The 12,830-nt window shown below is 57.3% G+C and carries 15 protein-coding genes and 1 tRNA gene; 6 read left to right on the top strand and 10 right to left on the bottom strand.

Translation table 11 applies throughout. The annotated features are described in order from the left end of the window. Nucleotides 1-99: 99 nt before the first annotated feature. Genes POI8812_RS10435 through POI8812_RS10420 form a run of 4 tightly spaced genes read right to left on the bottom strand, consistent with a single transcriptional unit; the run spans nucleotide 100 to nucleotide 4,273 of the window. Complete coding sequence (locus POI8812_RS10435) at nucleotides 100-885, bottom strand: DUF4198 domain-containing protein (protein WP_108782473.1); 786 nt, start codon at nucleotides 883-885, stop codon at nucleotides 100-102. 3 nt (nucleotides 886-888) lie between these two features. Next, nucleotides 889-2,370, bottom strand: a complete 1,482-nt coding sequence (gene ggpS, locus POI8812_RS10430) for a glucosylglycerol-phosphate synthase (RefSeq protein ID WP_108782472.1) — start codon at nucleotides 2,368-2,370, stop codon at nucleotides 889-891. Beyond that, nucleotides 2,367-3,149 carry an HAD-IIB family hydrolase gene (locus POI8812_RS10425; RefSeq protein ID WP_108782471.1) on the bottom strand — a complete coding sequence of 261 codons (783 nt, stop codon included), beginning with the start codon at nucleotides 3,147-3,149 and terminating at the stop codon, nucleotides 2,367-2,369. Before POI8812_RS10425 ends, ggpS begins: the two co-directional genes overlap by 4 nt. After that, nucleotides 3,146-4,273 (bottom strand): NAD(P)H-dependent glycerol-3-phosphate dehydrogenase, encoded by a 1,128-nt coding sequence (locus POI8812_RS10420; RefSeq protein ID WP_108782470.1) that lies wholly within the window; start codon nucleotides 4,271-4,273, stop codon nucleotides 3,146-3,148. Before POI8812_RS10420 ends, POI8812_RS10425 begins: the two co-directional genes overlap by 4 nt. Before the next feature lie 167 nt (nucleotides 4,274-4,440). On the opposite strand from POI8812_RS10420, the gene POI8812_RS10415 reads away from it, so the two are divergent. Continuing rightward, nucleotides 4,441-5,439, top strand: coding sequence for a transferrin-binding protein-like solute binding protein (locus POI8812_RS10415; protein ID WP_108782469.1), 999 nt, complete (start codon nucleotides 4,441-4,443; stop codon nucleotides 5,437-5,439). Nucleotides 5,440-5,510: 71 nt separating this feature from the next. Here POI8812_RS10415 and POI8812_RS10410 read toward each other — a convergent pair whose 3' ends face one another. The 5 genes from POI8812_RS10410 to fabI form a co-directional block, all read right to left on the bottom strand. Further along, entirely contained in the window at nucleotides 5,511-6,809 is a 1,299-nt protein-coding gene (locus POI8812_RS10410) for an ABC transporter substrate-binding protein (protein ID WP_108782468.1), read from the bottom strand. Between the two features lie 90 nt (nucleotides 6,810-6,899). Further along, nucleotides 6,900-7,349 carry a tellurite resistance TerB family protein gene (locus POI8812_RS10405; RefSeq protein ID WP_108782467.1) on the bottom strand — a complete coding sequence of 150 codons (450 nt, stop codon included), beginning with the start codon at nucleotides 7,347-7,349 and terminating at the stop codon, nucleotides 6,900-6,902. Further along, nucleotides 7,349-7,858: a xanthine phosphoribosyltransferase gene (gene gpt / locus POI8812_RS10400; RefSeq protein WP_108782466.1), complete on the bottom strand. Its 510-nt coding sequence runs from the start codon at nucleotides 7,856-7,858 to the stop codon at nucleotides 7,349-7,351. The genes POI8812_RS10405 and gpt overlap by 1 nt, the downstream gene beginning before the upstream one ends. Nucleotides 7,859-7,877: 19 nt before the next feature. Then, a complete protein-coding gene (locus POI8812_RS10395) occupies nucleotides 7,878-8,492 on the bottom strand; it encodes a LysE family translocator (protein ID WP_108782465.1) in 615 nt (204 codons plus the stop codon). A 1-nt stretch (nucleotide 8,493) separates the two neighbouring features. Then, nucleotides 8,494-9,309 (bottom strand): enoyl-ACP reductase FabI, encoded by an 816-nt coding sequence (gene fabI / locus POI8812_RS10390; protein ID WP_108782464.1) that lies wholly within the window; start codon nucleotides 9,307-9,309, stop codon nucleotides 8,494-8,496. A gap of 119 nt (nucleotides 9,310-9,428) precedes the next feature. On the opposite strand from fabI, the gene pdxH reads away from it, so the two are divergent. Further along, nucleotides 9,429-10,043, top strand: a complete 615-nt coding sequence (gene pdxH, locus POI8812_RS10385) for a pyridoxamine 5'-phosphate oxidase (RefSeq protein WP_108782463.1) — start codon at nucleotides 9,429-9,431, stop codon at nucleotides 10,041-10,043. Between the two features lie 6 nt (nucleotides 10,044-10,049). Here the strand turns inward: pdxH and POI8812_RS10380 are convergent, their stop codons facing one another. Beyond that, nucleotides 10,050-10,871 carry a hypothetical protein gene (locus tag POI8812_RS10380; protein WP_108782462.1) on the bottom strand — a complete coding sequence of 274 codons (822 nt, stop codon included), beginning with the start codon at nucleotides 10,869-10,871 and terminating at the stop codon, nucleotides 10,050-10,052. 173 nt (nucleotides 10,872-11,044) lie between these two features. Here POI8812_RS10380 and POI8812_RS10375 point away from each other — a divergent pair, with 173 nt between their 5' ends. From POI8812_RS10375 to POI8812_RS10360, 4 genes are all read left to right on the top strand, one after another. Further along, nucleotides 11,045-11,536, top strand: coding sequence for a cold-shock protein (locus tag POI8812_RS10375; protein ID WP_108782461.1), 492 nt, complete (start codon nucleotides 11,045-11,047; stop codon nucleotides 11,534-11,536). Then, nucleotides 11,529-12,008, top strand: coding sequence for a DUF192 domain-containing protein (locus POI8812_RS10370; RefSeq protein WP_245895345.1), 480 nt, complete (start codon nucleotides 11,529-11,531; stop codon nucleotides 12,006-12,008). Before POI8812_RS10375 ends, POI8812_RS10370 begins: the two co-directional genes overlap by 8 nt. A 42-nt stretch (nucleotides 12,009-12,050) precedes the next feature. Beyond that, nucleotides 12,051-12,127 (top strand) — tRNA-Pro (locus tag POI8812_RS10365). Between the two features lie 60 nt (nucleotides 12,128-12,187). Then, nucleotides 12,188-12,784 (top strand): DUF6434 domain-containing protein, encoded by a 597-nt coding sequence (locus POI8812_RS10360; protein ID WP_108782459.1) that lies wholly within the window; start codon nucleotides 12,188-12,190, stop codon nucleotides 12,782-12,784. Nucleotides 12,785-12,830: the final 46 nt, after the last annotated feature.

The raw sequence follows: 12,830 nt of genomic DNA, 5'->3' as shown, positions 1-12,830 counted from the left end.
TGAAGGTCGTAGGTTCAAATCCTACCCCCGCAACCAAATCAAAAGCATTGCAAGAACATGAGTGCGCGCAAGCGCCCATACTTGCCGTCACCACAAAACTCAATCACGACGCCAAATCAACGACGCCCAATAGCTTTCCCATACAGGTTGGGAAAGGCTGCGCGCATCCGTTTCGAAAAGGTAGACGGAGTTCAGCAATACTGTTCCCGGTTCGGTGTGATCTACGGTGAAGACACCTTCCGCGTTGGTGCGCAGACGAACCTGCACGCCTTCCCCATCAACCCGATGAAACAAATTCACTGGTGCATCTGGGTATGGCCTGCCGTCAAGCAGGAGCCTGACGCGCACGGGTCCCTCTAACGTGTACGGATTGTCCAGTGCAACCATTTCAAATGGCATGCCGGTAAATTGGTCTGAACCTTCCCCGTCACCTACGGCGTAGAGCGCCTTGGCTTGACGTGAATAGCTTTCCATAAAGCCCGTCAGTGGCAATCCTCGTTCAAGGTGGCGGGCCATAAGGTGGTCGAGACCTTCTGTTGCGAGATACCTCTCCAGCAATGTCTCGTCGCGATACGTCAAAATCGACTGACCGCTGTGGTGAATGATCGAGACAAGTCCTGGTGATGCGCCGTCCAAGGACAAAGCTGGCAGGTCGCCCAAACGCCCGCCGACCTCTTGGCTCACGCCGTTTTGGTAGTACTCGAAACGGCGAAAGCGATCTGGCCGGTAGGGTTGGCGCGTGCCACTCAACTCGCTGCCAACTCTGATATCACCTGTGATCGTTTCGCCCACCGCCACCGTGTGGTCGCCGCCTTCGATCCAGAACTCATGCGCAAAGAGTGGGCTTGCAAGAAGCGTCGCTGAGAGGGCGATGGTGCGAAACATGGATTACCTTTGACGTAGTCTGTCGAACAGCTCGACCTGTGATTTGACCCATGCGTTGATATCGAATCTGGCGACTCTATTTCGTAGTCGCTGCATTCGATCTCTTGCTTCTATAGGATCCATGGAAAGCGCCTGTTCGATCCCGCTATCCATACTCGCGTGGCTGAAAGGATTGACCGGAATTGCGCCGTCTAGCAACACTGCTGTGCCCGCAAATTCAGAAAGCACCAACACACCTTCGTTATCAGAGCGTGCTGCACAGAATTCACTGGCCACGAGGTTTAGACCGTCGGCCAGGGGCGTAATCCACGCGACATCTGCGGCCCGGTAATAAGCAACCAGCTCAGCAAAAGGAATTGCGGTGGAGATGAGGGCAACGGGTTGCCATTCGAAAGATCCATAGGTCCCGTTGATGCGCCCTGTTAGTTCTTCGATCCGCTGCTGTATTTCTTCATATGCGGTCATATTGCGGTTGGCACCGACAGAGACGTGCATGAGACGCACTTTGCCGTGCAAATCGGGACGGTTCGACAAAAGGCGCTCGAAGGCCTCCAGCTGTTCAATGTTCCCCTTGGTGTAATCTGTACGAGAGACCGAAACGATGAGCTTGCAGTCGCCGAGATCGGCGCGGATCTCATCAACCTTTTCGTCGACTTGCGGAGCGGCCACACATTCGGCGATGTAGTCGGTATCGACGCCCACTGGAGAGGTATCGACAATGACCTTGTGGTCGTGATGCTGGATGGCACGCACCGTCATACGCTCTGACAAGGCCATGCCGCGCGGGCTCATTTCGTCGGAGGTCACAGTCTCATCAATTGTTTTCGAGGATGTGAGAGACCGCGCGACAGCCTTGAAATTGTTGGAGTATCTTGGGATGTGGAACCCAACCGCATCGGCTTGCAGCAAGCTCTTGATGATTTCCTCACGCCACGGCAGCACGTTGAAAAGGTCCGGGTTTGGGAATGGCGTGTGATGGAAAAACGCGATCCGGGCATTCGGTTTGAGCTGGCGAAGATAGGCCGGGACAAGCCAAAGGTTGTAGTCGTGGACCCAGATTACGGCATCATCCGTCGCCTGTGCGGCGGCGGCTTCGGCGAATGCCCAATTCACTTGCCGGAATGTGGGCCAGTCGACGGGATCGTAGTTGTAGCGCTCCTTGAAGCCGTGAAGGATTGGCCAGAACGCCTCCTTTGAGGAGACGTGGTAAAAGCTCGACACCTGTTCCTTTGTGAGCGGAAGGCGCGAGACCGAGTAACTTCCATAGCTGTCGTTGATGTCGATGACGCGGTCGAAATCAGGGTTGGCCGGATCGTCGGCATATTTCCATGCAACCCAACTGGCGTGATCCACGCGACCAAAGAAGCTTTTCAAGGTCGGGACAATTCCATTCGGGCTTGAATTTTCGCGCAATTCGATTTTGCCGTCGATCTCCACCTCTTCATAAGGTTGGCGATGATAGACGATGACGAGATCTGATTTCATGCCTGTGCCTCGGATGCTTGGGGATGAAGGTTGAAGGCGCTGATCGCCTCGGCAATTCCCGCCGCTCCGATTGCCGTGCAGTGCCGGGAGTTCGGTAGATCAGCGGTGGCGCTTAACAGTTCGGGTTCCGATCCTCCGACGACGGCGCCCTGTAGCCCGGTCTGGAACATGCTCAAGTCATTGAGCGTATCGCCGGCCACCAAAACACTGTCATGTGCAATACCCATATGTTTCAGGAAACGAAGCAACGAGGGGCCCTTGCTGACCCCAGGCGGTAGCACGTCAAAGAAGCGGTTGTCCGAAATGAGGACGTCCAGCCCCATATCTGCAACGATTTTCTCGGCTTGGCCGTCATAGCTTTCCGGATCGAAATCATAGCTCACCCGATATCGGAAGGGGGTCAGTTGCAGGCTTAGCCCTTTCGCATTGGCAAGTGCCTTGCGCACCGGCTCCCCACGATTGTCCCAGATATGCGCGATTTGGTGTTCCAATGCGGGAATGGTTTCGATCCGTTTCCCGCCCTCTGGCGCATTGGCAACCTGTGCGATGGTTGTTCCGACATCTCCGATGACAAATTCCGGCCAAGGGACAGAGCCGCTTTCGCAAAGGTCGGTTATGAACATCGGATCGCGGCCAGACACAAAGACCAGCCGCACGCTTTCCCGATGGCGTTCAATCCAATCATAGAGGGCCTGCCGATCCTCTGTGGTACCGCCCAAAAAAGTGCCATCCAAATCCGTCGCAAGCGTGAATGCCTTTGCAGGTAATGGAGTTGTCATGGAAGCAATTCCTCAAATTTTTCCTGTGCGGCCGTTTCAGCCGGATGAGTAATCGAAATCTGCATCGCGCGTGGCTCGGCTTCGATCGGTGCGGCCCAGAACGCCGCAAAAGCCTCCCCAATAGGTTGCTGGCCCTCAACAATTGCACGCACCATTTCGCAGATCGGCATGTGAAGCCGATAACGGCGCGCGAGATCGGTGATGGTTATCGCGTTCTCTCGTCCTTCAACGACGACGGGCTTGCCATCGAAAACGTCTGCTTCCGAAATTCCCTGTCCCCTTTGACGGCCATAGGAGAAGTTGCGCGACTTGGTGGACGAGCAGGTCAGCATCAAGTCACCAATGCCTGAAAGCCCGGTCACCGTCTCGCGCCGACCGCCCAGTACAACTGCAAGTTCCTTGATTTCGTTAAGACCCCTGGTGATCAGGGCGGCGCGCGCGTTTTCACCGAATTGAGCGCCGTCGAGGATCCCGCAGGCAATCGCAATCACGTTCTTGACGGCACCACCGATTTCCACGCCGATCAGATCGTCCGAGACATAGGGTCTGAAACTGTCAGTGGTCAGGCTGGCAGCCATGCGTGCGGCAGCCAATTTGTGCGGCGGAACGGGGCCAGCAGAGGATGACGTACATGCAATTGTCACGGCGGTTGGCTGCTGGGCTGCCGTTTCCGTAGCAAAAGTCGGGCCAGATACGCATCCAAGAACCCGGTTTGGCGCTTCTTCGGCAATAATCCCTGTCATAAGCAGGCCGGTTTGTGCCTCGATCCCCTTGGCACAGGCAAAGAGCGGTGCGCCCTCTGGTGCAAATTGAGCGACGTCACGGGAAACCGTTCGGATCGTTCCAGAAGGGGTCACGATCAGTACCGCCTCAGCCCCGTCCAGCGCCTGTTCTAGCGAGGTCGTCGCCATGAGCCCCTCGGGTAGAGTAATGCCGGGCAAGTACCGCGGATTTTGCCTGCCATTGACGATGGCCTCTGCGGTGGCGGCATCCCTCGAAAACAGGCGAACAGAACATCCTGCCCGTCTGGCCACCGCCGCGAGCGCAGTGCCCCAGGCACCAGCCCCAATGACGGCGATTTCTTCATAACTCAGCTGCTCTGCGCGTTGAATTGTATTGCTCATAAAATAGGCGTCCTCTCCGGGGCGTTGTGCACCTGAGACTGGTACGATCCAAGACATTTTCAACCGCTGGCGGGATAGCAATTCATCGGCAGTTAAGTATGATTGAAGAAATTCTGAGTTGGCGCCGATCAGGCACGGCTCAATGCGCTATTTCGAGGATATCTTTCATGAAGCTCGTACCGCTAGGGGTCACCTTGACTTGCATCAGCCTGCTTGCCGGATGCGGTGGCGGCGGGGGAGGGGGCGCCAGCAGCTCGACGTCGACAACGGTGAGTTACGGCCCGACGCCTTCGACGAACCAGACACTGGCGCAAATCCAGGCCACATCCGGTCAGTACATCGACAGCGGTGGCGATGGACAATCGATCCGCGTGGCCGATGCAGGCAATGATGTTGCAGTGAATTCGGGCGACCGGCGCGTTTTCGGCTTCCGTACGACTGGAACGGATGATCGCTTCGAAGTGCGTGTAAATACTCGAATTTTCCCGGCAGTGACGCTCGCGGCGGCCACAGCGGCGGCTGCAAACCAAGTGCGCACAACGCTTGCAGGCGACAACCTGGATCTTTACTCGATTGGCAACCAAGCCACGGCGACAACGGGGAGCACGCAATCTGCGATTGTAGGTCTCTGGATCCTAGATCCAGATGGCGCGACAGTCAGGCTGATGGGCGGTTTCCGGGCGGGTTCGTTCACCGACACTACGACAATGAATGCCATCGATGCCGCGAATGTCTCTCTGACATATACGGGTACGGATAGCGCGATTGTGCAATTTGAGAGTGAGAATGTCGGTGAAACGTCATTTACCGCACTAGGTGACGTGAATATCCGCTTCGACTTCAACGTCGCCGGCACACCGCTGACTGGTTTGTTGTCAAATATCGACGAAATTGGCGCGGGTAACAGACAGCTTGAGAACATGACCTTCACCGGTAATGTCAGCGGTCAGACCTGGACGGCAAATCTAACAGGACTGGCGAACCCGGCGGTCGTTAGTCCGAACTTGCAGACCCTCACGGCGGCAAACGTGGTCAATGTTGCGACGGCGAACACCTTCTCGGGCGCGTTCTATGGACCGGATGCGACACAGACGGCAGGGACATTCCGGATTAACGACGGTGGTACGCGTTACGTGACCGGTGCGATGCTCGCGGATCGGCCGTAAGCACACAGTCACAAACGAACGGAAAAGGGCGCAGCTTAGACTGCGCCCTTTTCTATTTGGAATACTGTGTTCTAAGAGCCGGCCGGGCAATCGCGCGGTGTGATCGAAAGCGCGTCCGCAAAACCGGACGCGGCCTGGCTGACGGCAGCGGATACGATTGCGCTGTCGGCAGAGACATAGTCACCGTAATTGGTCCAGCGCCGAAAGCTGGAATCATATTCGATGACCTGCAACAGACCGAAGCCGGAGTGATTGGAGCAGGTCATTGCCAGTGGTGGCGCCAAATCCCCAAAGCCGAGGCGCTGACTGTCGTCGCTGGTGAAGTTCAGCGCCTCCAGGCCTTCGCGCATATCCGCAGCTGTCAGTCCGTCGCCGGAGATTGAGAGACCGTTGCGCGCGGCCTCTACCAGATAAAGGCCCGTCATCAATCCACGGTTATAGTCGATATCACCGATATTGTTCATCGTGCCGTGGCCGAGGCCCGCGAAATAAACCATTTCGTTCAAATCGTTATAGACCGCGACATCATGCCCAACACCGGTGAGCGACATGGCTCGCATTCCGTCGGCCGCTGGACCGAGGCGTCGCATCATCATTTCTAGCGTCGTCCACCAGTTGCCCATCATTTGCTCTCTGGGATAGCCAACTGCCGCTGCCGTTCCGATGCTGGTTGCGGTCATGCGACCGACAGTCCAGAGGATTGCACGATCAGCGCCGCTTTGCGCGATCTGTGTCCAGATTGCTGCCTGATCATCTCCCGGAGGTGCGACGGGGTAGAGGTCGAGTGCGAAGCCCTTGGATGCCGCGATCGCCTGTAGGAGTGGTATGGCTTCCTCCCCATAAAGGCTGTCGTGATAAACGTAGGCGATGCGCTTGCCGTTTAGATCCTGAAGCTCAGCCTCGAAATGTTCGACCATTGCGGAGGCGGCTTGATAGTAGTTGCCAGGGAAGGCGAAAGAGTTGGGAAAGACACGACCGTCCGCAACGGCAGTCTGTCCAAGACCACCATTCAGAACGGGCACGCCCACCTGAAACGCCATCTGGTTCAACGCGTAGGCCCCGACTGTTCCAGTTGGTATTGCGATGTCTATACCGGCGGCTGCAAGCTGCTGATAGCAGGCCATATGGCCTTCCTGCGTGTATTGCGTCTCACATGTGATGAGTTCGACCGGCGTTCCATCGATGCCACCGTCGCGCACGTTCACGAGCGTCAGATAGTCCGCAAGACCGTCGTTGAACGAGATGGATAGTGGCCGAACTTCGCTGTCATGCGACGTAAGGAGCCCGATGCGTACGACCTCGTCGGCCATAGCAGGAGCGGCGATGGCCGCGACTGATATGAAAAGTGAACCCAGTGATTTGCGCAACATAATTACCTCCCCGCAGACTAAAGGGAGGTAAGACCACTGCAATTGGAGGCGCCAGTGTGACGTGAGGGCACTGACGCGTTGAACGCTGCGTCAGTTTGTCCTGCGCGCTTCGGCCCGTTGCCGGGCAAAACCACTGTCGCGGTCGTTCACGCCGATTAGGCTGACAACCAGTCTCAGGAAGGCGTTTTCGTCTTCTGTGCGCTTGTCATCTGCCAGGGCGACATACCAAAGAGCTTCCGCCACCGCGCTACGTTCCTCATAGGGCACCGCGTCCTTGATCACCTTGGTAAACCGCACATTGTCGGATGCTTCCGCCTCTACGCTTTCTCCGCTCGCGCGCAATTCCGCAGCGGCGGTCGCATCCAATCCGTAGCGATCGGTGAGCACGGCATCGATCGCGTCCTTCTCTGACTGGTCATACTGGTCATCGGCGCGCGCCACGCGCACCATCATGGCCGTCAGGGCGAGGCGGCAATCTTCCTCGGCAAGCGTTGCAGGCTCTGCATCGCCCTTCAACATCGCGATGAGGGAGCTGAGCATCAATCGGTCCCCCGATAGGGCTCGACATATTGCAGCGCCATGTCCCAAGGGAAGAAGATCCAAGTGTCCTGGCTTACCCCGGTGATGAATGTATCGACCATCGGCTCGCCTTTTGGCTTTGCGTAGACAGTTGCAAAATGGGCTTTGGGAAAGAGTTCTCTGACGAGTTCGAGCGTCTTGCCGCTGTCAACGAGGTCATCGACGATGAGGATGCCTTCACCGTCGCCCATCAACTCCGGATCGGGGGATTTGAGCACTTGCGCCTCACCCTGATCCTGATGCGAGTAGCTTTTTACGCTGATCGTATCGACCGTGCGGATGTCCAACTCGCGTGCGACGATCATCGCAGGCGCCATGCCGCCACGGGTGATGGCGACAACGGCCTTCCATTTGCCGCCTGCGCCGGGGCCATCATTCTCCAAACGCCACGCCAATGCGCGGCTGTCGCGATGAATTTGATCCCAGGAAATGTGGAAGCCTTTTTCGTGTGGAAGGCGGTCGGCGGCCATGGCGGAACCTCGCGGCTGTTCAGGTTGAGGCAATCTTGATGCCAAGGGCGCACAGAATGCCACCGAAGGCTCGGTCGATTGCGGTTCTCACTGTCATATAGCTTCGGCGCGCAAGCGGAAGGGCGAAAACGCGTGCGACGAACGCATTCCAGAGTGTCTCATTCAGAAAAACCACTGTCAGAAGCATTGCGAAGACCACCCAGCTGGCCCCTTGCGGCACGGTTCCGACAAAGATGGCGCTAAACATGATAGCGGGTTTTGGGTTGGCGAGTTGAACCCAAAGACCAGTTCGCATTGCTTGAAAAAAGCGAGGGGCGCAAGCCGTCCCAGCATCCAGATCCAGCGGCGCGTCTGCGCTTCGCCACATCTTCACACCCATCCGTAGTAGCCACAGGCCCCCCAGAATTTTCAGAGCGATGAGCAAGTTCGGAGCGATCTCGAACAATAAGGCGAGGCCAAATAGCGCGGCGGCCGCCCAGATCACTCCGCCCAAACCAATTCCGATGGCCAGCGCCAACCCTGCGCGAAAGCCATGGATCACACCTGTCCGTGCAGACATCAGCACAGCTGGTCCCGGGCTGATGGCCGCCATCAGGTGAAGGAGCGCCACAGCCAGAAAGGCGGCGGTGCTCACGTCATTTGCGTCCGGTCACAACGTCAATGTCAGGCGCATCTTCGGCCTTCATTCCAACGACATGATATCCCGCGTCAACATGGTGGTTCTCACCCGTCACGCCGCTGGAAAGATCGCTCAACAGATACATCGCGGACTTTCCAACGTCTGTCGTGGTGACATTCCGACGGAGGGGGGAGTTCAGCTCGTTCCATTTCAGGATATAGCGGAAATCGCCAATTCCAGAGGCTGCCAATGTCTTGATCGGTCCTGCGGACAACGCATTCACCCGAATGTTCTTTGGGCCGAGATCCATCGCCATATACTTTACCGAGGCTTCAAGCCCCGCCTTGGCGACGCCCATGACGTTGTAGTGCGGCATGACCTTCTCGGCGCCGTAATAGGTCATGGTCAGCGCGGATGAGCCTTCGGGCATAATCTTTTCAGCACGCTGCATCACGGCTGTGAACGAGTAGATCGAGATGTCCATGGTCATGCGGAAGTTCTCGGCGCTTGTGTCGACGTAGCGACCACGCAACTCGTTTTTGTCGGAGAAGCCGATCGCGTGAAGGACGAAGTCCAACTTGCCCCAGCGTTCTTCGATTGCAGTGAAAACCGCGTCCAGACTGTCGGTGTCGGTAACATCGCACGGCATCGTGAAATCTGAGCCGACCTGTGCAGCCAAGGGCTTCACCCGCTTGCCGAGCGCTTCACCCTGATAGGTGAAGCACATTTCCGCGCCCTGCTCATGCAAGGCTTGGGCAGCACCCCAGGCAATCGACTTGTCATTTGCGAGGCCCATGATCAAGCCGCGCTTTCCTGCCATAAGTCCAGCCATTACGTCTGCTCCACTCTTGTTCTTGCGGTTGCCCCGCTTTACGTCACGTATCGAGCTTATTCAAGAAATTGTCAGGTCTGGCATTTGCAAGAGCTGGCCGCTTCGGTTGAGGGAAAACCATGGAAGATAAAGGCGGTAGAACCGGTATTTTCGCCGGTGATGACCCGTTCGCGCTATTCCGGGATTGGATGGCCGAGGCCGAGAAGTCAGAGATCAACGATCCTAATGCCATCGCGATTGCTTCGGTGGACGGGCAGGGGATGCCAAATGTTAGGATGGTCCTGCTCAAGGAAGTCGAGGCAGACGCCTTTGTTTTCTACACCAACTATAACGGCGTGAAAGGGCAGGAGATCCTGGCCTCCGGCAAGGCGGCCTTCGTGATCCATTGGAAGAGCCTGCATCGCCAGATCCGTGTCCGCGGGCATGTTGAGAAGGAAGACGGCCCTCAGGCAGATGCCTACTACAATTCCCGCGCGTTGCAGAGCCGGATTGGCGCATGGGCCTCGGAGCAGTCGCGCCCGCTCGACAGCCGCGGCACATTGATTGCACAGGCAGCGAAGCTTGGGCTCGAAAAGGGCCTCAATCCATCACGCCCGCCGTTCTGGGGCGGGTTCCGCATTCGCCCCACCGAGATCGAGTTCTGGGCAGATGGGGATTTCAGGCTTCACGACCGCTTTCGTTGGACACGGGAAACACCAGAGGGTGAATGGTCTGTCACCCGTTTGAATCCCTAAGCGCCGCTAAGGTGCCAATATCACCCTGACACGCACGCCGTCGGTGCGCGTCAGGGTAAAGCTCTGCACCAACCTTCCGCGATCAAAGCCCACTGGCTGACGCGTGCCCGTTGCGATTGTGCCGTCCGCGAACTGCGCGGACACTGTCAGGCTGGAGTCGCCCTCGGGCCACGTGATTTCGACAGCTTCTGTTCCGTTCGCTTCGACGCGAAGATGGCGTGCCCCGTCGGGCTCCAGTGCTTCGCGCGCGAGGTACCGGACGGGGTCGAGTTGCCCGTCCTGAAAAATTCTGGCTGGCAGGTCGATGGCGTACTCGAATGACGCCAATGGCGCGCGCAGGATGGGGCCGTGCGCCAGCACCTCACAGCTGCAATCGTCTTCGCCCATTCTAGCTAAATCATCATGGCAGAAGCGAAGCGCGTCGGCGATCACTTCAACCTCGCTCGATGCCTCGACACCTTGCGCTGATACCTGCACCGGACAACTCGCCGCTGGGCTGGCCCTGACAAGGGCTTTGGGCTCAGCCGCCAGCAAATAGGCGCGTCCCTCTGGGGAGCGGAAGAAATAGGCCAGCTGATCCAAGCGAACCCTTTCGGTTGACCGCCGCTCGTCAAGTTCGACACGGGTGGTCGCCGTCGCAATCTGTGCAATCTCTGCCGCATCAGCCGCGGACTCCGACAGGGGCAGGCGGGTTGCTGGTGCAAGGAAAGAGCGGACGATGCCGTCCGCATCGGGCATCAGGCGTTCCGGTACAGCCGTCGCGCAGCCCGCAGCAAGCGCCACAAAAAGGACTGCAATGGGCCGGAACCGCTTGAAATCATACGCCATGTCGCCTCTTTCGTCCGGTTAGCCCTGCCTGCGTCGGGTTGACACATCTGCCTCCTCCCAACTAACGTGAAGCGGTCTGTAGCGAAAGCACGGACTCGAGAACTATGCCGCGAGGCAAGAGAACTCCACGCGCGGCGCCCCGATCAGCGCAGTAGAAGAAGTGGTTGAGTATTATGGTTACCGGAATGGTCAAGTGGTACGACACCACGCGGGGATTTGGGTTTATGGTTGCCGAAGACGGCGCTGGTGATGTGATGATCCACGCCAGCGTGCTTAAGGCTGCCGGACTGCGTGATCTTGCCGAAGGTGTTGCGATTACGGTTGAGGTTGAGGAAACGGATCGCGGTCGACAGGCGCGAGAGGTTTTGCACTCCGATCAGACCGACGAAATTGAGATTGGCGATATCGACGCACTCGTAGAAGTGCCTACTCACCACGAAGTCGAATATGTCGCCGCCCGCGTGAAATGGTTCGACCGCGTGAAGGGGTTCGGGTTTGTGAACCTATTCGGCGATGCCGAAGATGTCTTCGTGCACATGGAAACACTGCGCAAGAGCGGCATTCACGACCTTGTCCCGAATGAGGGGATCGCGGTCCATATTGGTGACGGCCCGCGCGGTCGGATGGTGCTGTATATTCGCACGTGGGAAACGATCATTGATTAAGACATTTGTGGCCGCTCTTGCGGTTTCGCTCATTGGTCCTGTGGCTGCTTTGGCACAATCATGCAGTGTTGATCGGGTCGACATTCGCCAGAATGGCGTTGTGGCAAGTTTCGCTGTCGAGATCGCGGATGATTTTGAGGAACGGTCGCGCGGACTGATGTTTGTCGAGTCGATTCCCCAGTTTTCCGGGATGCTGTTCCTTTACCAAGACGGTCCGCGTCGGCGCAGTTTCTGGATGCGTAATACGCTCATCCCCTTGGACATGCTGTTCATTTCGGAAACGGGTGAAGTGCGCGATATTCACGAAAACGCGGTTCCGCTGGATGAAACCCCCATCCCGTCGGAGACAGACGACATCGTTGCCGTGCTCGAAATCAATGGCGGTTTGTCAGCGATGTTGCGCTTTGAGCCAGGTGCTGAAATCCGTCATCCCGCCTTTAATGGGCCGGATGCGGTCTGGGCGTGCGATTGACCCTTTTCAACCGGTGAAGGCTGCGCTATCAGCGCGTCAGGTCGGAGCGTGGCGCAGTCTGGTAGCGCACCTGTTTTGGGTACAGGGGGTCGTGAGTTCGAATCTCGCCGCTCCGACCAGGTTTCCTCAAATGTGGTTTTTCCGCTTTACGTGGCGATTTAGGGCGCCATGGTTACGCCATGACCGAAAAACGACCCGAGATTGCCACGATTACGTCTGGTGCGGAGCTAAAGCGCTGGTATTGGTTGAAGGAAGAGCTGGTGTTGCACGCCCGCGCACTGTCTCTCGCGACAGCAGGCGGAAAGTTTGAGTTGCTCGACAGGATTGCTCATTTTCTCGATACCGGAGAGCGGCTCAAGGCTGCGCGTCGCAAAGCAAGAAGTGATTTTGATTGGCATGGCGCCACGCTATCAGACGAAACCGTCATCACCGATAGCTACCGAAATTCGCAGAACGTCCGGCGGTATTTCAAATCGCGCTGTGGCGATAGCTTCAAGTTCAACACGGCATTCATGGCATGGATGAAGGACAATGCCGGCAAGACGCTGGCCGATGCCGTCATCGAGTATGAACGACTGCAGGTTGAGGCCCGCGCCCCGCAATTTGAATCGCGGATCGCCGACCACAATCAGTTCAATCAGTACACTCGGGATTTTTTGGCCGACAATTCGCATCTGGGCATGCCGGAGGTTCGCAAATTCTGGGCGTTGAAGCGCGCCCTACCGTCCGAGGATGGTCGGCATGTCTACGAGCCGTCTGATCTCGACCTGGCATAAAAACGGCGGCGCAAGGAACTCGCGCCGCCGTCCGAAATCTCAAAAA

Source organism: Pontivivens insulae, assembly GCF_900302495.1.
GTDB classification, from domain to species: domain Bacteria; phylum Pseudomonadota; class Alphaproteobacteria; order Rhodobacterales; family Rhodobacteraceae; genus Pontivivens; species Pontivivens insulae.
Note: the sequence above shows the minus strand (reverse complement) of the source record. Positions and strands in the feature narration are given on the sequence as shown.